Genomic DNA, 19828 nt, shown 5'->3' on the forward strand with positions numbered 1-19828 from the left:
CGAGTGGTGGGGCAAAGACCTTTTGGTTACTTTTGGGGCGTTTGCCAAAAGTGACCCGCTGTAAGAGCGGAACCCTAAGTGGCCGTTACCTAAATAACGGATATGTACTCAACCCTCAGGATTTCAGCGCCTTCTTAGGATAAATGTCATACCGACTGGACTTCCCATCCAACGCATGACTCGGCTTAACCCCCTCAATACAAGGCGCCTTACGCGGCCGCTTGACCACCACCCGATGACTGGCCAAAGCCAACGCCGCCGCCAACAACGCCGGCGCATCCGGATCATCCCCCACCAGCGGCCGAAACAACCTCATCTCCTTCTTCACCAACGCCGTCTTCTCCCGATGCGGAAACATCGGATCCAGATAAATCACCTGAGGCGGCTCCCCCTCCCAATCGCGCATCACCTCAATGGAGTTGCCCTTGAGCAACCTCATCCGCGCCACAATCGGCGCCACCTCAAAATCCTCTGCACCTCGCGCCAAGCCATCTTCCAGCAACGCCCCAATCAACGGCTGGCGTTCAATCAGGCTCATCTCGCAACCCAGGCTGGCCAACACAAATGCATCCTTTCCCAACCCGGCGGTAGCATCCAGCACCCTGGGCCGCACGCCCTGTGCCACACCCACCGCCTTGGCAATCATTTGCCCGCTGCCGCCGCCATACAGACGCCGGTGCGCCGCCCCACCCTCCACAAAATCCACCCGCACCGGCCCCGGCGCCTCAGGCCCCAGCTGTTGCAACTGCAGCCCCTGCTCCCCCACCTGCAAGGCAAAGTCCGCCTCATCCAGTTGCAAAGGCAACCCCAGCTGCTCGGCCCAGTGCTGCGCACGCGCCTGAAAACCTTCGGCCAAGGCCTCGACCCGAATGCGGCTGGCCGCTGGTTGTTCGCTCATCGGTGACTACGCTCAAAAATATTAAGGATCGGCAAAAAGCGGCCGATAAAAAAAGGATCCGGCATTTTGCCAGAGCTGAGCGACGATCGAGAGAAATGTCAGACATTCCTTCGCTATTCACCGGTGTACTGCCGACCCACAACCACTTCGGCCTGCGCAATACCCAAGCGCTGGCCGGCGTCAGTCATGTGTGGCAGGACTTCTTCGCCCAGGCGTTGGCCGAACAGCTCGGCGACACGCCGGGCGCGCTCGCCAAGTCGGTGGCGAAACCTGTGGACCCGGCGGTAGAACCCAGCGAAGGCAGTGACCTGCTGTCGCAGATCGTCACCCAGCGCGCCTGTGATGTGACAGACACCGAGATCGCCCCGCCCGAGCCGCTGTTCCTGCCTATCGCCGAATTCGAACTGGAACTGCTGCCACCGGCCCCGCCACCGTACCCGGCGGAAGAAGTGGTCGCCCAGCAAAAGCAGCAAAACTTCGAAAGCGCCTGGGTGCGCCCGATCGTCCTGACCGCCGGCCAACCGCTGCCCGAACCGGGTCCCGCGCCGCAACCACGCCCGCTGCATTTGCCGATCGCCGAATTCGAACTGGACCTGCTGCCACCACCACCGCCACCGTTCCCGGCAGAAGAGCTGGTTGAGCAACAGAAAGCCCTGGATTTCGACAGCCGCTGGGCGCGTCCGCTGATCCTGCACAACCTGCGCCTGGCCGCCTGACCCTCAGCGACACACCCACCACCGCCCCATGTCCAGATGAAAGTGATTACGGTGGGCAGCGTTGTAATCCGGGCTCAACACCACGTTGAAATTCTTGCAGGCGCCGTCGCGCACTTGCCGCAGGAAGCGCGCACGCTCGCCGTCACCCGGCCAATCCTTGAGCACACTGATGGTGCGCCCGTCCGCCAGGCGAAACCCGGCGATATCCAACGCATTGGCCGACGCATGCTGGCTGAGTCGCCCGTTGGCGCGGTTGTAGATATTGCGACAGGCAAAGCTGCCCAGGTGATCGACCCGCGTCACTGCCTGGCCAAACACCGCCTGGGCCGCTGGTTGCAGGCTATGGCGCTCGAACAGGGCGAACGCCACGGCCAGCGGGCAACTGGCGAGAAAGCTGCTGCTCAAGCCGACATCAGCGCCTTGGACCCGCAATGTATTGCGCAGCGGGCAAGCCGCGTCGGCAGGGCTGTCCGCCTGATGGGCGACCCGCAGCCCGGAGGTCTTCAGCACTTGGTCACATAGGGCAGGATCATCCTGCAAACGCCCAAGCTTGAATCGGGTCAGCAGGTTCGGGCTTGCCCGCACGTCCAGCGGAGCCCACGGGTTCCACTCATCGGGCAGCGGCACCCAGCCCCGCCACACGCCAACCAACACACCACCTGCCAACACCAGCAGCACGCCCAGCACCTTGAAGAAACGCACGCCTCAGCCCTTGAACAGTTGATTGGCCTGGTTGAACGGCATCGAGCGCTCAGTGAAGGTAAACGTGCCCAACTCATGAACCTCCTGGGCCGCCCTGAAGAACTCGCCATAAGCCGCCAGGGCCATGGCCGAGCCGACGCTGATGCGCTTGACGCCCATCTCGCTCAACTGCGCCACGCTGAGTTTCAGGGCGCCTGACATCAAGATATTCACGGGCTTGGGTGCAACCGCCTTCACCACCGCCAATACTTCCTCGGCACTGCGCAGGGCCGGTGCATAGAGCACGTCGGCGCCAGCTTCGGCGTAGGCCTGCAGGCGGCGAATGGTGTCGGGCAAATCCAGCCGGCCATGCAGGAGGTTTTCCGCGCGGGCGGTCAGCGTGAAGGGGAATGGCAAACTGCGGGCAGCGGCGACTGCGGCTTCGACGCGCTCCACGGAAAGGTCAAAGGGATAGATCGGGTCGACGGCAATTCCGGTGGCGTCTTCGATGGAGCCACCGACAATCCCAGTCGCTGCCGCCCGCAGGATAGTCTCGGCGCAGCCTTCAGGGGTGTCACTGAAGCAGTTTTCCAGGTCGGCGGCGACGGGCAGCGAGGTCGCCTGGACGATCGCCCCGGCATTGCCCAAGGTGTCTTCCAGGGACAACGCACCTTCGGCATCCGGGCGGCCGAGGCTGAAGGCAAAGCCGGCGCTGGTGGTGGCCAGGGCTTCAAACCCCAGGCTGGCGAGCATTTTTGCGGAGCCGGCATCCCATGGATTGGGCATCACGAACGCGCGGTCACGCTCGTGCAGGGCCTTGAAGGTTTCGGCGCGAAGGGTTTGGGCATCCATGACTGACTCCTGTCGGGAAAAGGAGCCTTAGAGTAACCCCAGTTGCTCCGCTTCGGGTTCTCGATGAATCTGCGGTAAGGCCGGCAAGCCGGGCAAACGCACCATCAGCTTTTCGTGAAAGCGCAAAGCCAGTTGGGCGGCCAGGCGATTGTCAGAGGTGTGGAGAAAGACATAGGGCGTGCGACCCTCTTCGATCCAGCCGGCAACCTTTTCAATCCAGGGCATCAGGAACGGATCATTGGCTTCCAACTCCGGATGGCCGATAAAGCGCACTTGCGGAAACTGCGTCAGCGCCGCCGGGCGAGGCGGCACCTTGGGCTTTTTCGACTGGGCGTGCAGCACGGCTGCCGAGGTGGAGGTGCAACTGAACAACGCACGCGGGTCCAGGCAGATGCGCTCGACACCGCGGTCGCGCAGCAAGCGGTTGAGACTGCGCTCGGCGTCGCCCTTGGCGAAGAATTCCGAGTGACGCACCTCCACCGCCAACGGTCGCTCCAGCCCGTCGATAAACCCGGCCAACTCACCCAGGCGCTGCGGGGTAAAACTGGCCGGCAGCTGCAGCCACAACGGCGAAATACGTTCGCCCAACGGGCTCATCAACCCCAGGAAACTTTCCGCCGCCGGCAACTGCTCGATCAGATTGCCGCTGTGGCTGATATCCCCCGGAAACTTGGCCGTGAAGCGAAAATGCTCGGGCATGATTTCAGCCCAGCGCTGCACGGTAGCGACGGAAGGACGGGCGTAGAACGTGGTGTTGCCCTCGACGGCGTTGAAGACCTGGGAATACAGGGCAAGGTAATCGCTGGAGCGGGCGTCGGCGGGATACAGGTAGTCGCGCCAGGCGTTTTCACTCCAGGACGGACAACCGAGGTAGTAAGGCAACAGCATCAGATATGGATATCGAGGCCCAGCACTTCCATATCCCATTCGACAAAGCCGGCAGTGGTCAGGTAGCTGGCCAGGGCATTGGCGACGTTTTTGCTCATGGAGCGCGGGAAGATCATGTCTTGCTGGCGGGCAGGAACGCCACTGGTACGTGCACCGCCGGAACCCTGGGAACGGGTTGAAACAGCAGTGTTGTCAGACTGGATTTCAACAAAGTCGGGCGAGTCTTCGACGGAGTCGTCTACCGTCACGTTCGCCTTGCGAGGCTTGCGCTTGAGGGGGTAGGACTGTGATGAAAAGCCGTCTATGCGCATACATGCGAACTCGGTATCGGTGATGGCATTTTAGTGGCGCTTTCCATGGCGCGCAAATGCTCTGGTGATAACTAGAACACATAATTGGTAAAAGGTTTAAAAGCGCGGGCAAATTCTGACGATTGGCTATTTTTGTCTGAAATTGCCCGCACTTTTGACGTCAAATAATCCCGCGTTCAGCCTTGGTCTGCGCCACTTTATCCCGCAGGTACACGGGCGCCGCCTGGTCCGCCGGAATCGCCTCGCCTCGCTCCCAGGCAAAGCGTGCCAGGGCCAGCAGGTCTTCGGCGTGGGGCAGCATTCCGGCATCCTGGCCGGCAAGCGTCACGCCAATGCGCTCGCCGTAGCCCCAGCCGGTGCCGGCACCGAACCAGTCGCCGCTGGCATCAGCCGGCAAGGCCGCCGTTTCAGGCGACAGCACAGCTTCAGCCCCCACCAGGCGCATCTCGCCAGCGGTTTCGCGGTAGCAGCCCCAATACACTTCATCCATGCGCGCATCGATGGCCGCCGCGACCTGGTTGGCGCCGTGTTCGCGAAATGCCCGCTGCGCCAGCACCGCCAGGTTGGACACCGGCAACACCGGACGCTCCAGCGCAAATGCCAGGCCCTGGACCACACCGATAGCAATGCGCACGCCGGTGAACGCGCCCGGGCCACGCCCGAATGCGATGGCGTCCACTGCCGACAAGGTGGTGCCCGCGTCCAGCAGCAATTGCTTGATCATCGGCAACAGCTTCTGCGCGTGCAGGCGCGGGATCACCTCGTAGTGGCTCGTAACCTTGCCATCGTGCAGCAGGGCAACGGAGCAAGCTTCAGTCGCGGTGTCCAGGGCCAGCAAGGTGCTCATCGGTGTATGCATCCACGTTGAAAAAAAGTGCGTCAGTATAAACAACAACGGCCCGCAAGCGGGCCGTTGTCAATCAAGCGGATGAACGATCAGATCAGCGCTTCCAGTACTTTGCCAGTGATGGCTTCAACCGAACCCACACCTTCGATGTGGCTGTACTTCGGCTTGCCCTGGGCGGCCGAGAGTTTCTGGTAGAAGTCCACCAGCGGCTTAGTCTGGGAATGGTAGACCGACAGGCGATGACGCACGGTCTCTTCGGTGTCGTCCTTACGCTGTACCAGGTCTTCGCCGGTAACATCGTCCTTGCCCGCGACTTTCGGCGGGTTGTAGACGATATGGTAGACGCGGCCCGAGGCCTCGTGAACACGACGACCGGCAATACGCTGCACGATCTCTTCGTCTTCAACGGCGATTTCCACCACGTTGTCCAGCTCGACGCCGGCCTTCACCAGGGCTTCAGCCTGGGGAATGGTGCGCGGGAAGCCATCGAACAGGAAACCGTTCTTGCAGTCGTCCTGGCTGATGCGTTCCTTGACCAGGTTGATGATCAGGTCATCGGAGACCAGGCCGCCGCTGTCCATCACGCTCTTGGCGATCAGGCCCAGCTCGGTGCCGGCCTTGACGGCCGCACGCAGCATGTCGCCGGTGGAGATTTGTGGAATGCCGAATTTTTCAGTGATGAACTTTGCCTGAGTACCTTTACCGGCCCCGGGAGCTCCCAGCAGAATGACGCGCATCGATGTGCTCCTCAATTTTTTATAGAGATGACGCTCGGATTCGCCGCGTGGGGCCAATCTCGGAAATTTTGGGTCCAGGCCGCACAAACGGCCAAAGGCTGATCAAGATACACAGCAGGCCCAAACCACACAAGCCGCCGAAAGTAGGAGAAACCCGCGCCGCGCTGGCTTTATAGGCAGGTACAACCCTGACAGCAAAACGCCGGTCGCCAATTTTACGGCGACCGGCGCGGGGTATCTGCAAGCTATTGAGAACACGCCATAAATGTCAGCCGGTGTTGCGCAAACCAGCGGCAATACCGGCCACAGACACCAGCAGCGCCTGTTCCAGAGGGCTGTCTTGTGCCGCTTCCTGTTGCCGCGATCGGGCCAGCAATTCGGCCTGCAGCAGGTGCAACGGGTCCAGGTAGGTGTTGCGCAGGCGGATGAACTCCAGCGTATCGGGGCTGTGGGCCAGCAGCTGAGACTGGCCAGTCAGGCCAAGCACCACACTGCACGCCTGCGACAATAGGTCGCGTAAGTGCGCACCCAATGGCAGCAGATCGGGCTGCACCAATCGCTCGTCATACAGCCGGGCGATATCGGCGTCGGCCTTGGCCAGCACCATTTCCAGCATATCGATGCGGGTACGAAAGAACGGCCACTGCTCGCGCATCTGCCCCAGCAACTCGCCTTCGCCACGCTCCAGGGCATTGTTCAACGCCGCTTCCCAGCCGAGCCAGGCGGGCAGCATCAGGCGGGTCTGGGTCCAGCCGAAGATCCACGGGATCGCCCGCAGGCTTTCAATGCCACCAGCCCGGCGCTTGGCCGGACGACTGCCCAGGGGCAAGCGACCCAGTTCCTGCTCCGGGGTCGACTGGCGGAAATACTCGACGAACTGCGGATTTTCCCGCACCACGGCACGGTAAGCGCTGACACCGTCGGCGGCCAATTCGTCCATCAAGTGGCGCCAGGCCGGTTCCGGTGGTGGCGGTGGCAGCAAGGTTGCCTCCAGCACCGCCGCCAGGTACAGGTTGAGGTTTTGCTCGGCGATGTCCGGCAGGCCGAACTTGAAGCGGATCATCTCGCCCTGCTCAGTGGTGCGGAAACGCCCCGCCACCGACCCAGGAGGCTGCGACAGAATCGCCGCGTGAGCCGGGCCGCCGCCGCGGCCTACAGTGCCGCCACGACCGTGGAACAGCAGCAGTTCGACTTGTTGTTCGCGGCAGATTTCCACCAGCCGTTCCTGGGCCCGGTATTGCGCCCAGGCGGCGGCGGTAGTGCCCGCGTCCTTGGCCGAATCCGAGTAGCCGATCATCACTTCCTGCGGGCCCTGCAGGCGGGCGCGATAACCCGGCAACAGCAGCAGTTTCTCGATCACCGGGCCTGCGTTGTCCAGGTCAGCCAGGGTCTCGAACAACGGCACCACCCGCATCGGCCGTTGTACGCCGGACTCCTTGAGCAGCAGTTGCACGGCCAACACGTCCGACGCGGCGCCGGCCATGGAGATGACGTAGGAACCCAGGGACGCAGCCGGTGCGGCAGCGATTTCCTTACAGGTGTTCAGCACTTCGGCGGTGTCTGCCGAAGGCTTGAAGTAGCCCGGCAACAAGGGTCGACGGTTGGCCAGTTCCTTCATCAGGAAGCTGATGCGCGCCTCTTCGTCCCAATCCTCGTACCGGCCAAGGCCCAGGTAGTCGGTGATTTCGGTCATGGCCGCGCAGTGGCGGGTGGAATCCTGGCGTACGTCGAGGCGCACCAGGAACAGCCCGAACGTGACCGCCCGACGCAAGCAATCCAGCAGCGGGCCGTCGGCAATCACACCCATGCCGCAGGTGTGCAGCGACTCGTAGCACAGTTGCAAAGGCTCGAGCAGGTCGCGGTTGTTTTGCAGCACATCGGCGGGCGCCGGCGTGGTGCTGGTCAACGAGGTGTGGGCCCATTGGCGTGTGGCGCGCAGCCGCTCACGCAATTGCTTGAGCAACGCCCGGTAAGGTTCGACGCTGTCACCCACCTTGGCCTGCAATGCCGGGCTGGCCTGTTGCATCGACAGTTCGGAGGCGAGGTGGTCGATGTCGCGCAAGTACAGGTCAGCCGCCATCCAGCGCGCCAGCAACAGCACTTCGCGGGTGACCGGGGCGGTGACGTTGGGGTTGCCGTCGCGGTCGCCGCCCATCCAGGAAGCGAAGCGAATCGGCGCGGCCTCCAGAGGCAGGCGCAGGCCGGTCGCGGCATGCAAAGCGTGATCGGCCTTGCGCAAATAATTCGGGATGGCGTGCCACAACGAATGCTCGATCACCGCAAAGCCCCACTTGGCTTCGTCTACCGGCGTGGGCCGGGTGCGGCGGATTTCTTCGGTGTGCCAGGCTTCGGCGATCAGGCGTTGCAGGCGATTGCGGATCTGCTCGCGCTCGGCGGTGGTGAGGTCGCGGTGATCCTGCAGGGCCAGTTGTGCGGCGATGGCGTCGTATTTCTGGATCAGGGTGCGGCGGGCGACTTCGGTGGGGTGAGCGGTGAGCACCAGTTCGATTTCCAACCGACCCAACTGGCGCGCCAGGGATTCGCTGCTGTGGCCTTCACTCTGCAGGCGCGCCAGCAGTTCCGGCAGCACCCGCGACTCGAACGGCGCCGGGGTTGATTCATCACGGCGGTGGATCAACTGATACTGTTCGGCGATATTGGCCAGGTTGAGAAACTGGTTGAAGGCCCGCGCCACCGGCAGCAGTTCGTCTTCCTTGAGTTGATTGAGGCTGGCGCTCAGCTCTTCGCCGGCCACCTGCTCCGAGGCTGCGCCACGGCGGTCGGCCTTGGCGCCTTTACGGATCTGCTCGATCTTGTCGAGGAATTCATCGCCGTACTGTTCTCGAATCGTGTTGCCCAACAGTTCACCCAGCAGGTGAACATCCTCACGCAAACGTGCATCGATATCGCTCATCAGCCAATCTCCAGCAGAAAATCCGGGACGCTTTGATCTTCAAGAGTGCCGCCCACGGCGACGTCTTACAAGGAACTTTAAACCTTGTGAGTTGCAGCTAGTCTCAACAGTAAGCCGCAGCGTTATCCGCGCTGGCCGGCTGGTCACTCATCATCGCCCGCGTACCGTGGGCTCCATTGAGGTTGCCATGAAAATCCGAGAACTGGCCCAGCATTGGGAAGAAAACGCCAAGGGTCGCCTGACCAAAACCGAATACGCCATCCATCTGGACGTGGAAGCCGCCGCCAGGCTGGCGGCGATCTCCGAGATGTACCCCAAACGCCATACCGAAGAACTGCTCGGCGAGTTGATTGGCGCAGCCCTCGAAGAGCTGGAAGCGAGCTTTCCCTACATCAAGGGCAAGCAGGTGATTGCCACCGATGAGGAAGGCGATCCGCTGTATGAGGATGTCGGCCCAACCCCACGTTTTCTCAGCCTGTCACGGCGTTACCTGCACGATTTGTCAGCTCAGTCCGACAAGCAGAAACACTAGTAAACCTGCGCCTCAAAACCCTTGACCTCCCGTATTCAGGGCCTCCCAAAGGCCCTGGATACCGCTGCGCCATGCAAAAGTTCCAACTTTTAAACGCTGACCGTTCAGTCAAATATTTTTTTAGGCAAATCGCCATCTTCGCTGAACTATTCAAAAAAGCCTCCGGTCACAGCCAGTAAGCCATCACTTGGAACAGCCGTTTGAATAGGCGTCCTGAGCTAACCGCCGGGCCCCGCAGACACTGCAAGCCGGAGATGGATTTGATGTTTTTCAGGAGTTACCTAATGGAGTTGAAGACGATGAAGACCAGCACTGCCAAAACCTCGTTTAACCACCTGCGCGGGCTTAAATTGGCCGCGCTGGCAATCGGCACCAGCTTCGTACTGGCTGGCTGCGCCGGCAACCCGCCGACCGAGCAATACGCTGTTACCCAATCTGCGGTGAACAGCGCTGTCAGCGCCGGCGGTACCGAGTTCGCAGCCGTGGAGATGAAGTCTGCCCAGGACAAACTGAAGCAAGCTGAAATCGCCATGCACGACAAGAACTACGACGAAGCCCGTCGCCTGGCCGAACAGTCCGAGTGGGACGCTCGCGTAGCAGAGCGTAAAGCCCAGGCTGCCAAGGCCGAACAGGCTGTGAAGGATTCCCAGAAAGCTGTTCAGGAGCTGCGTCAGGAAGGCATGCGCCCGGCTGTGATCCAGCCGCAACAATAAGCCGCCGCCCCTGATTGCATTGCACCCGAAACCGAATTGAAAGGACGACACGACTATGCGTAAACAATTGATGATCCCTGCCCTGCTGGCGATGAGCGTTGCTCTGGCGGCTTGCTCCACCCCGCCGAACCAGAACCTGGAAAACGCTCGGACCAACTTCTCGGCCCTGCAAGCCAACCCGCAAGCTACCAAGGTAGCGGCGCTGGAAACCAAAGACGCCAGCGACTGGCTGGACAAGGCTGACAAGGCCTACCGCGACAAGGAAGACCAGAAGAAGGTCGACCAACTGGCCTACCTGACCAACCAGCGCGTTGAAGTGGCCAAGGACACCATCGTCCTGCGTGAGTCCGAAGCCAAGCTGAAAAACGCCGGTGACGAACGTGCCCGCGCCTTGCTGCAGGCCCGTGACGCGCAGATCAAGCAACTGCAAGACAGCTTGAACGCCAAGCAGACTGATCGCGGCACACTGGTGACCTTTGGTGACGTGCTGTTCGCCACCAACAAGTCGGACCTCAAGTCCAGCGGCCTGGTGAACATCACCAAGCTGGCGCAGTTCCTGCGCGATAACCCGGACCGTAAAGTGATCGTCGAAGGCTACACCGACAGCACCGGTTCCGACTCGTACAACCAGAGCCTGTCCGAGCGCCGCGCCGCTTCGGTACAGCGCGCACTGGCCAACCAGGGTGTGGATATCTCGCGCATCGTGACCCAGGGCTATGGCAAGGAATACCCGGTTGCCGATAACGGCAGCGTTTCGGGCCGCGCCATGAACCGCCGCGTTGAAGTGACCATCTCCAACGACAACCAGCCGGTCAAGCCACGTTCTTCGATGGCCAACTGATCGATTGATGCTGGAAAAAAAACCCACGTTACTGTGGGTTTTTTTTCGGGTCGTCGAACCGGACAGGTCGGTTGGGATCCTCGGCTGGTAGCTCTATCTTCCCGCCGTAGCCATGTTCCGACAGCTTGTCGAGCAAGTGCTTGAGCTTATGATCCTCGGCGTCGAGCATTTCCAGCTTCTCGTGCCCCCTGAGCATGTTCACCATGTTGCTTATTGCAGCAATATCTATCGCCACCTTCTCGCCCCGACTCGTGTAAATCACATCGCTTCTGTGGTGCGTTACGCAATACGGTTCCAGATATTTCCATCATCAACTACGACTGCACCGGAGGGCCCAGCCCGCACACCACGCCGCCCGCTCCGTCGCTGAATGATCGTTTGAGGCCGCATGAAAAATCCCGCCAAATGGCGGGATTCTTTTATTTGCAGGCCAGGAATCAAGAGGTCCCAGTGCGCTTCAAGAGCATCGGGTCAGTAGCTTACTTGCGCCGAGTTATCCTGCTCCTGCCCTTTGAGTTGGGCCAGCTCCGCCTCGAGCCTCTTGAGCCTTTCCTCAAGGCTTTCTTCGCCCTGCGCGCCCTGTGCACCACCGCCTCCTTGGGCGATCTGGTTCTTCAACTTCTGAATATCTTGTTCCAATTGCTGAAGTCGCGAATCACCTCCCCCCGCACCGGCAGTGAATGGGGAAGACGAGTTGTTTACGCGAGGAATGTCCATTCAAGTGACTCCAAATTAAGTATCCGAGATAACCGATCCAGCGCTGCTGGCCAGTACGGAATCTGTGGCAATCCACTTAAAATGGTTCCAGACCTTTCCCACTTGACTCGCGCTACTGCTCCAATTGCGGCGTTTCCTGCCCCATGCAACGCACTGCCTGCTTCTTGCTGTTGACCAGTACGCCGGTCAGCCCTTTCTGTTCGGTATCAAACAGCACCAGTACGCCATCAACGCATTGCGCCACCTGGGCGGCCGGGGTCAGGGAGATTTTGTAATCCTCGCCCGGCACGGTCTTGAGCATGGTGAAGTCGCTGAGCAGCAACGCATCCTCGGGCTTGGCGAAGTGCAAATAGCCGTAGTACCACAGGCAGCCAACAGTACCGATGATGGTGCCGATGCCGGTGAGGATCAGGGGGATCATGTTGCGTTCTTCGCTCATTGCGGGTTCTCTGCGTTGGAATTCGGGGCCGCCGGGTAATTGGGGATTTCCCCCAGGCGGCGCAGCCCGTTGAAATGCTGGGGGTCGTCCAGGTAGCGCAGCATCACGGTTTGCCAGGTCTTGTCGGCAAAGGTTTGCACGTGGCCACCCCGGGTCAGTTGCAGCACCCGCGGTGGCGGCGCAGCCTGATACAGGCGAATGCCGTTGGAGAGCGGCACGATCGGGTCATCCAGGCTATGGAATAACAATTTCGGCACGCCGGTCAGCCGGGGCATGGCGTTGATCGCACTGTCGCCGTCCGGCACCAGCCACGACAACGGCACCTGGAACGGCCATGTTAGCCAGGAGGTGCTGAGGGCGAATTGTCCTACGTCACGATAACTGGCCGGCACACCGTCCAGTACCAGCGCCTTGAGCTGCGGCTGACGTTCGGGATGTTCCGCCAGGTAGTGCACCACTAGCGCGCCGCCCAGGCTTTGGCCGAGCACGATCAGTGGCTGGCCCTGGGTTTCGGGGGCGTTGTCGATCCACTTGAAAGCGGCGTCGATGTCCTGGTAAACCGCCGGCAGCGAAGGTTCGCCTTCGGACAGCCCGTAGCCGCGATAGTCCACCAACAGCACTTGATAGCCCTGCTCCGGCAGCCACCAGCTGCCGCCGAGGTGCCAGGCGAGATTGCCGCCATTGCCGTGCAGGTGCAGCACCGTGCCCTTGAGCGGCACGCCGGCCTTGGCCGGCAGCCACCAGGCGTGGAGCTTCAGGCCATCGGCGGTGGTCAATGTGACGTCACGGTATTGCAGGCGAGCCTTTTCCGGGGTGAACGGCATGCCGCGCTCCGGATAGAACAATAAGGAGCTGCAGCCGTTAAGGGTCAGTAGCAGGCAAAGAATGCCGAGGATTCTCATCCGTTGAAGCCTCGTGAATGGGTTGGGAACGATCCTGAAGACCTATGGAGATCAAAGGTGGGAGCGGGCTTGCTCGCGAATGCGGTGATTCAGTAACCACATCTGTTGCTGATACACCGCATTCGCGAGCAAGCCCGCTCCCACATTTTGACTGAGTTCCTTCAGAGATATCGTTAAAGGATATTGGAGTAATCCGCCTCGATCCGGTCCAGGCTCAAATGGTTGAGGAAGTTGGAGAAGCACATCCACGCCGCCAACGCATTCATGTCGCGAAACTGATCCGGCAGGTATTTGGGTGGCACCACCAGGCCTTCGTCCACCAGTTGGCGCAGGGTACGCATGTCTTCCAGGGTGGTCTTGCCGCAGAACAACAACGGCACTTGCTCCAGCTTGCCTTTGCGCACGGCCAACTGAATGTAGTTGTAAACCATGATAAAGCCCTTGAGGTAGGACAAATCCTTGGTAAACGGCAGACCCGTAGGCGTCGACCCACGGAAAACCCGGCTAGCGTTGCCGTAGCTTTCCGCCATCTCAAAGCCCTGCTCGCGGAAGAATTCGAACACCTGCAGGAAGTCGGCTCCCTGCTCCACCATATGAATGGCGCGAGTGCGGTTGGTCAGCTTGCGCAGGCGGCTGGGGTAGGAGGCGAAGGTGATGATTTCCATCAGGATCGCCAGGCCTTCCTGGGTCACGGTCGACGAGGGCGGGCCCTTGGACAGGAAGGTGCAGATCGGCTGGTTTTGCCCATTGAGGGTGGTGCCCACGTGCACCAGGCCTTCATGGACCTCCAGGGCGCGCACGTCGCGGTCGTTGAACATCGCGTCGGCGCGGATCTTGATGTAGTCGGCACCTGCCGCCGCATCCGCCACGATACCGTCGGACTCGAACACCCGGATGGTTTCCTCGGCCTCGCCGAATACCTTGTTCAGGCGGCTCTGCAGCAGGTTGACGGCGTCCTTGGCGGTCAGGGTCTTGGCTTCGTCCTTGAGGTCGCCACGGCCATCGATATTGTTCAGGTAGTCCGACATCATCAGGCCGAGGTCGGCCAGGGTCGGGTCACCGGCATGGAACGCATCGGAAGCGGCGCCATACAGCTCCTGGGAGATCAGGCCGAAATCCTCGGTGCCCCGCGCTTCGAGCATGCGCACCACCATGCGGTACTCCTTGCACATGCGCCGCATGATCTGCCCGACCGGGTTGAACTGGCCAAGCTGGCGGGTGATGTCACGCTCGATGTTCTGGAACTCCAGCTTCACCGCGCTGGAATCGAACGACAGCGGCCGGGTCAGGTAGTAGTCGCGGTCCACCGCCGGCATTTCCTTGCCCTTGGCCTTGAGGAATCCCTGGCGAATATTCTCGTCCCACTTCACGGCGTCGAGGACGCGAATCGGTGTTTGCGCCAGCACAATGCGATCGGACAAGGCGCGTATCGTCTGCTGGTAATCGTCCACCCGGTACTTCCTCTTTAAACGTTATTTGCCTGCACGCTGGTAGCGCACGGCTTCGACGAACACATCGGCATTGGCCGGATCATCCAGGTACGCAAATACCCGGGCCATGGAACTGTCGATCAACACACCGGCACCCTCGACGGTTTCGACGGTGCTGCCACTCAGGACCTTCTGGCCGACCGCCTGGTGGACCTGATCCAGGTCGAGGTTGTAGACCACCAGCTCGTGCTCATCATTCAATTCGAACCCGGCGAGGATGTAATGCCCGCCGAACCTGGCCGGCAATGGCGCCGACAGATACCAGCGGCTGCCATGCCGGGAAACCGTGAACAGGTATTCATCCCGCTGGCCCGGCTTGGCCTTAGGGTAGCTCACGGCTTTGTAGCGGTGCTCACCGACGCGGCTGATTTGCAGGTTGAGCGGCTCACCCCAGGCGTTTTTGCTGGCCCATTTGCCAAGCAGACCATCAGGCGCCGCCTCGCTGGCGGGCAACGGGTCCTTGAAGGTCACCAGGCAACCGCTGAGCAACAGGAACGACAAGGCGATCACGACGACGCGCCAGGCTTTCATTGGACAATCCCCTGTGTCAGACCGAAGCCAACACCAAATGCATGTAACGCTTGAGGATCTCAAGCATTTCTTCGCTGGTCAGAGGCTCTGCGCCGCCCAGCAGGCCCTGATATTCCATCCGACCGATAATCGCCGTCAACACTTTGGCATCCTGTTGCGGCTCGCGGGAACCCAATACCTGGAAAAACTGGCAAGTGCCCTGCAGCAGGATTTGCTGGTGGGAGCGCACCAGCTCGGCCAGGCGCGGGTTCAGCAGCGCTTCCTGGCGAAACGCCTGCTCGGCCATCAGGTGCTCACGGCGGTTGAGCAATTGGCGTTGCACGTAATCGGCGGTCAGGCGCGCGATGTCATCGGCCAGTTGCGAGCGCGACTGCGGGCTGCCGTCGCCATAAGCCACCATCTCGCGCAGCAGGCCTTCGTTACGCACCCACAACTTGCCCATGAACGCGGCGCTGCGCTCCACATATTGGGCGAAGGTGTCGGTGAGCAGGTCGTCGATGTCCTTGAAGTAATAGGTGGTGGCCGACAACGGCACACCGGCTTCCGCCGCCACCGCACGGTGACGCACGGCACGCACGCCTTCGCGTACCACGATGCGCATCGCTGCATCGAGAATGTCCTGCCTGCGCTGCTCACTGCCCCGGCGACTGGCCTTGCGGCCCTGGTACTGAACACTTTCAGCCACGGCAGCGGCAATGCCGGCGGCACCCTTTTGAGCCATTACGCGGTTCACGACGGATCTTCCTCCACAGTGTGACGCGGAGCGTCACGGGCTGCGTTCCCACGCGGAGCGTGGGAACGATCACCTGGCGCTGTTTACTTGACGCTTATAAACGCCACATAAAAAAGCCGCCTTATAAAAGGCGGCTTCGGATTTCGCTACGGTTACGCTTGTGGCCGCATGTGCGGGAACAAGATCACGTCACGGATCGACGGCGAGTTGGTCAACAACATCACCAACCGGTCGATGCCGATACCTTCACCGGCGGTAGGCGGCATGCCGTATTCCAGGGCGCGTACGAAGTCGGCGTCGTAGTGCATCGCCTCGTCGTCGCCAGCGTCCTTGTCGGCCACCTGGGCCATGAAGCGCTCGGCCTGGTCTTCGGCATCGTTCAGCTCGGAGTAGGCGTTGGCGATTTCACGGCCGCCGATGAACAGCTCGAAACGGTCGGTGACGTTCGGGTTGTCATCGTTGCGACGGGCCAGCGGCGACACTTCGAACGGGTACTGGGTAATGAAGTGCGGCTGCTCCAGCTTGTGCTCCACCAGCTCTTCGAAAATCATCACCTGCAATTTGCCCAGGCCTTCGAAGCCCAGCACCTTGGCGCCGGCTTTCTTGGCGATGGCGCGGGCCTTGTCGATGTCGTTCAGGTCATCGGCGGTCAGCTCAGGGTTGTACTTGAGGATCGAATCGAACACCGACAGGCGCACGAACGGCTCGCCGAAGTGGAACACCTTGTCGCCGTACGGCACGTCGGTGGAACCCAGGACCAGTTGCGCGAGTTCGCGGAACAGTTCCTCGGTCAGGTCCATGTTGTCTTCGTAGTCGGCGTAGGCCTGGTAGAACTCCAACATGGTGAATTCAGGGTTGTGACGGGTCGAAACGCCTTCGTTACGGAAGTTGCGGTTGATCTCGAACACTTTTTCGAAGCCGCCAACAACAAGCCGCTTGAGGTACAGCTCAGGCGCAATACGCAGGAACATTTCCATGTCCAGCGCGTTGTGGTGGGTTTCGAATGGCTTGGCTGCGGCACCACCCGGGATGGTTTGCAGCATCGGCGTTTCAACTTCGAGGAAGTCGCGCTTCATCAGGAAGCTGCGGATGTGCGCAATAACCTGCGAACGCACGCGGAAGGTCTGGCGCACTTCTTCGTTGACGATCAGGTCAACGTAGCGCTGGCGATAGCGCTGCTCGGTGTCGGTCAGGCCGTGGTGCTTGTCCGGCAGCGGGCGCAGGGATTTGGTCAGCAGGCGCACGCTGGTCATTTCAACGTACAGGTCACCCTTGCCGGAACGGGCCAGGGTGCCTTCGGCGGCAATGATGTCGCCCATGTCCCAGGTTTTCACCGAGGCCAGGGTTTCTTCGGACAGGGTTTTACGGTTGACGTAGACCTGGATGCGACCGGTCATGTCCTGGATCACCATGAACGAGCCACGGTTGAGCATGATGCGACCGGCAACCTTGACCGGGATTGCAGCCTCTGCCAGCTCTTCCTTGGTCTTGTCCGCGTACTGTTTCTGCAAGGCATCGCAGTAGTTTTCGCGGCGGAAGTCGTTCGGGAAGGCATTGCCCTTGGCGCGCTCGGCAGCAAGCTTTTCCTTGCGCAGGGCGATCAGGGAGTTTTCTTCCTGTTGCAGGGCTTGCGGGTCGAGTTGTTGGTCGCTCATGTCTTTAAATTTTCCATCAGGTTCGTTGTCCCCGGCCTGCGGCCGGGGATCGCCGGCAAGCCGGCTCCTACAAAGGAGTTACAGGCCAGATTTCAGGCTGGCTTCCAGGTATTCGTCGATATCACCGTCGAGCACCTTGTCGCAGTCGCTGCGTTCGATGTTGGTACGCAGATCCTTGATCCGCGACGCGTCGAGCACATACGAGCGGATCTGGTGACCCCAGCCGATATCCGACTTGGTGTCTTCCAGCGCCTGGGACGCGGCGTTGCGTTTCTGCATTTCCTGCTCGTACAACTTGGCCCGCAGCATTTTCATGGCGGTGTCCTTGTTCGCGTGCTGGGAACGTTCGTTCTGGCAGCTCACCACGGTATTGGTCGGTACGTGGGTAATACGTACGGCCGAGTCGGTGGTGTTTACGTGCTGGCCACCGGCACCGGAGGAACGGTAGGTGTCGATCCGCAGGTCTGCCGGGTTGATCTCGATTTCCACCTTGTCGTCGATCTCTGGCGAGACGAAAACGGCGGAGAACGACGTGTGGCGACGGTTGCCGGAGTCGAACGGGCTCTTGCGCACCAGGCGGTGTACGCCGATCTCGGTCCGCAGCCAGCCAAAGGCGTATTCGCCCTTGATGTGCACGGTCGCGCCCTTTATGCCGGCGACTTCACCGGCCGACAGTTCCATGATGGTCGCGTCGAAACCGCGTTTGTCGGCCCAGCGCAGGTACATGCGCAACAGGATGTTGGCCCAGTCCTGTGCTTCGGTGCCGCCGGAACCGGCCTGGATGTCCAGGTAGGCGTTGTTCGGGTCCATTTCATGGCTGAACATGCGGCGGAATTCGAGTTTGGCGAGGTTTTCCTCGAGACGGGCCAGCTCGGCGACGACATCGCCCACTGCGCCTTCGTCGTTTTCTTCGACGGCCATGTCCAGCAGGTCGCGGCAATCGCCCAGACCGGTGTTCAATTCGTCGAGGGTGTCGACGATCTGCGCCAGCGCAGCGCGCTCGCGGCCCAGTTCCTGGGCATATTCAGGTTTGTTCCAGACAGCCGGATCTTCAAGCTCGCGATTGACTTCGGTCAGACGCTCATGCTTTTGATCGTAGTCAAAGATACCCCCGAATAGTTTCGGAGCGCTCGGACAGGTCCTTGATGGTGTTAAGGATCGGGTTGATTTCCATGGCGGGCAGCACTCGTTGGCGAACTTTTGAAAGCCGACGAGTATAACGACAAACGGCTGATAACGGCAGTCCGCTTGGCCGAAAAGGCGGGGATATGCACCATCCAGACAGCGATGAAGATCAAATGTGGGAGCGGGCTTGCTCGCGAATGCGGTGGTTCAGTCGCCAGATGCATTGACTGACACACCGCATTCGCGAGCAAGCCCGCTCCCACATTAGGTCTGCGACATCCCGCAGACCGTATTCCCTACTCGATCCCCACCTGATTGCGCCCATTGTGCTTGGCCAGGTACAGGCCCTTGTCCGCCGCCGAGATCAATTGCCGGCAATCGGTGCCCTGCACCGGGGTCATGGTCGCCAAGCCAATACTGATGGTCAGGCTCGCCCCTTCTGCCGGGGCAATGTGCGGGATTTTCAGGCTCGCCACCGCCTGGCGCAGCTTCTCGGCCACCAGCCGAGCACCGCCCGGCGAGGTATTGGGCAGCACCAGGGCAAACTCTTCACCGCCATAACGCGCCGGCAAATCCGAAGGACGGCTGCTGGCATCACGAATGGTCGCCGCCACCTTGCGCAACGCCTCGTCGCCTTCCAGGTGGCCGAAACTGTCGTTGTAGGTCTTGAAGAAGTCCACGTCGATCATCAGCAGCGACAGTTGGGTCTGGTCACGCATGGCGCGGCGCCATTCCAGTTCCAGGTATTCGTCGAAATGCCGGCGATTGGACAGCCCGGTCAGGCCGTCGGAGTTCATCAGCCGTTGCAGCACCAGGTTGGTGTCCAGCAACTGCTGTTGGCTGACCCGCAGCGCCCGGTAGGCCGCGTCCCGTTGCAACAGGGTCATGTAGGAGCGCGAGTGATAGCGGATGCGCGCCACCAGTTCGATGTTATCGGGCAGCTTGACCAGGTAATCGTTGGCCCCGGCAGCAAACGCCGCGCTCTTGATCAGCGGGTCTTCCTTGGTGGAAAGCACGATGATCGGGATGTTCTGCGTCGCCGGGTGATTACGGTATTCGCGCACCAGGGTCAGGCCATCGAGACCCGGCATCACCAGGTCCTGCAGGATCACCGTCGGCTTGATACGGATCGCCTGGGCAATGGCCTGGTGCGGGTCGGCGCAAAAGTGGAAGTCGATATTGTCTTCATGGGCCAGGCCCCGGCGTACGGCCTCGCCGATCATCGCCTGGTCGTCGACGAGCAGCACCATGGCGGCGTTTTCGTCGGTCTTGAAGTCGTCGAGCTGCAAATCATTCATTTACGGTC

Annotated in this window: 22 protein-coding genes; 4 read left to right on the plus strand and 18 right to left on the minus strand. The window is 60.9% G+C overall.

Going from position 1 to position 19828, the window contains the following annotated elements; all coding sequences use genetic code 11:
- Positions 1-115 precede the first annotated feature (115 nt).
- Complete coding sequence (locus tag A462_RS29705) at positions 116-898, minus strand: class I SAM-dependent methyltransferase (RefSeq protein WP_003219204.1); 783 nt, start codon at positions 896-898, stop codon at positions 116-118.
- Between the two features lie 95 nt (positions 899-993).
- On the opposite strand from A462_RS29705, the gene A462_RS0132245 reads away from it, so the two are divergent.
- Complete coding sequence (locus tag A462_RS0132245) at positions 994-1614, plus strand: hypothetical protein (protein WP_032898688.1); 621 nt, start codon at positions 994-996, stop codon at positions 1612-1614.
- Positions 1615-1617: 3 nt separating this feature from the next.
- Here the strand turns inward: A462_RS0132245 and A462_RS29700 are convergent, their stop codons facing one another.
- From A462_RS29700 to ppc, 7 genes are all read right to left on the minus strand, one after another.
- Positions 1618-2316: an extensin-like domain-containing protein gene (locus tag A462_RS29700; protein ID WP_008431090.1), complete on the minus strand. Its 699-nt coding sequence runs from the start codon at positions 2314-2316 to the stop codon at positions 1618-1620.
- 3 nt (positions 2317-2319) lie between these two features.
- Complete coding sequence (locus A462_RS29695) at positions 2320-3147, minus strand: isocitrate lyase/PEP mutase family protein (protein ID WP_008431093.1); 828 nt, start codon at positions 3145-3147, stop codon at positions 2320-2322.
- 27 nt (positions 3148-3174) lie between these two features.
- Positions 3175-4035, minus strand: a complete 861-nt coding sequence (locus A462_RS29690; RefSeq protein ID WP_008431094.1) for a DUF72 domain-containing protein — start codon at positions 4033-4035, stop codon at positions 3175-3177.
- Positions 4035-4346: a hypothetical protein gene (locus A462_RS29685; RefSeq protein WP_003219213.1), complete on the minus strand. Its 312-nt coding sequence runs from the start codon at positions 4344-4346 to the stop codon at positions 4035-4037. Before A462_RS29685 ends, A462_RS29690 begins: the two co-directional genes overlap by 1 nt.
- 160 nt (positions 4347-4506) lie before the next feature.
- Positions 4507-5193, minus strand: coding sequence for a tRNA (adenosine(37)-N6)-threonylcarbamoyltransferase complex dimerization subunit type 1 TsaB (gene tsaB / locus A462_RS29680; RefSeq protein ID WP_003219215.1), 687 nt, complete (start codon positions 5191-5193; stop codon positions 4507-4509).
- Positions 5194-5282: 89 nt separating this feature from the next.
- Complete coding sequence (gene adk / locus A462_RS29675; protein WP_008431098.1) at positions 5283-5930, minus strand: adenylate kinase; 648 nt, start codon at positions 5928-5930, stop codon at positions 5283-5285.
- Between the two features lie 268 nt (positions 5931-6198).
- Positions 6199-8844: a phosphoenolpyruvate carboxylase gene (gene ppc, locus A462_RS29670; RefSeq protein WP_008431100.1), complete on the minus strand. Its 2646-nt coding sequence runs from the start codon at positions 8842-8844 to the stop codon at positions 6199-6201.
- A 187-nt stretch (positions 8845-9031) separates the two neighbouring features.
- Between ppc and A462_RS29665 the strand changes: the two genes are divergently transcribed.
- From A462_RS29665 to A462_RS29655, 3 genes are all read left to right on the plus strand, one after another.
- Entirely contained in the window at positions 9032-9376 is a 345-nt protein-coding gene (locus A462_RS29665; protein WP_003219222.1) for a hypothetical protein, read from the plus strand.
- 284 nt (positions 9377-9660) lie between these two features.
- A complete protein-coding gene (locus tag A462_RS29660) occupies positions 9661-10089 on the plus strand; it encodes a DUF4398 domain-containing protein (RefSeq protein WP_003219226.1) in 429 nt (142 codons plus the stop codon).
- 55 nt (positions 10090-10144) lie between these two features.
- Positions 10145-10930 (plus strand): OmpA family protein, encoded by a 786-nt coding sequence (locus A462_RS29655; RefSeq protein ID WP_003219227.1) that lies wholly within the window; start codon positions 10145-10147, stop codon positions 10928-10930.
- 28 nt (positions 10931-10958) lie between these two features.
- On the opposite strand, the gene A462_RS29650 is transcribed toward A462_RS29655, so the two are convergent.
- The 10 genes from A462_RS29650 to A462_RS29605 all read right to left on the minus strand — a co-directional run bounded on the left by A462_RS29650 (position 10959) and on the right by A462_RS29605 (position 19820).
- A complete protein-coding gene (locus tag A462_RS29650) occupies positions 10959-11192 on the minus strand; it encodes a hypothetical protein (RefSeq protein ID WP_008431103.1) in 234 nt (77 codons plus the stop codon).
- A gap of 209 nt (positions 11193-11401) precedes the next feature.
- The gene (locus tag A462_RS29645) at positions 11402-11647 is read right to left on the minus strand and encodes a hypothetical protein (protein ID WP_008431105.1); all 246 of its coding nucleotides are present in this window, start codon (positions 11645-11647) and stop codon (positions 11402-11404) included.
- A 112-nt stretch (positions 11648-11759) separates the two neighbouring features.
- A complete protein-coding gene (locus A462_RS29640) occupies positions 11760-12086 on the minus strand; it encodes a hypothetical protein (protein ID WP_003219233.1) in 327 nt (108 codons plus the stop codon).
- Complete coding sequence (locus A462_RS29635; protein WP_032898691.1) at positions 12083-12988, minus strand: alpha/beta hydrolase; 906 nt, start codon at positions 12986-12988, stop codon at positions 12083-12085. Before A462_RS29635 ends, A462_RS29640 begins: the two co-directional genes overlap by 4 nt.
- Positions 12989-13161: 173 nt before the next feature.
- On the minus strand, positions 13162-14439 hold the full coding sequence (locus tag A462_RS29630) for a flavohemoglobin expression-modulating QEGLA motif protein (RefSeq protein WP_003219237.1): 1278 nt from the start codon (positions 14437-14439) through the stop codon (positions 13162-13164).
- Between the two features lie 21 nt (positions 14440-14460).
- Positions 14461-15009, minus strand: coding sequence for a hypothetical protein (locus A462_RS29625; protein ID WP_008431109.1), 549 nt, complete (start codon positions 15007-15009; stop codon positions 14461-14463).
- A gap of 16 nt (positions 15010-15025) precedes the next feature.
- On the minus strand, positions 15026-15742 hold the full coding sequence (locus A462_RS29620; RefSeq protein WP_023659125.1) for a TetR/AcrR family transcriptional regulator: 717 nt from the start codon (positions 15740-15742) through the stop codon (positions 15026-15028).
- A 152-nt stretch (positions 15743-15894) separates the two neighbouring features.
- On the minus strand, positions 15895-17397 hold the full coding sequence (gene lysS, locus A462_RS29615) for a lysine--tRNA ligase (RefSeq protein ID WP_008431110.1): 1503 nt from the start codon (positions 17395-17397) through the stop codon (positions 15895-15897).
- A 78-nt stretch (positions 17398-17475) separates the two neighbouring features.
- Positions 17476-18571 (minus strand): peptide chain release factor 2 gene (prfB, locus tag A462_RS29610; RefSeq protein WP_096236834.1). Its coding sequence is split into 2 segments (ribosomal slippage): positions 17476-18498 and positions 18500-18571, totalling 1095 coding nucleotides; the frame shifts between segments, so codons are not numbered across the junction.
- 247 nt (positions 18572-18818) lie between these two features.
- Positions 18819-19820, minus strand: a complete 1002-nt coding sequence (locus A462_RS29605; RefSeq protein ID WP_003219248.1) for a diguanylate cyclase — start codon at positions 19818-19820, stop codon at positions 18819-18821.
- Positions 19821-19828: the final 8 nt, after the last annotated feature.

It is taken from the genome of Pseudomonas sp. Ag1 (assembly GCF_000278565.1).
Lineage (GTDB): Bacteria > Pseudomonadota > Gammaproteobacteria > Pseudomonadales > Pseudomonadaceae > Aquipseudomonas.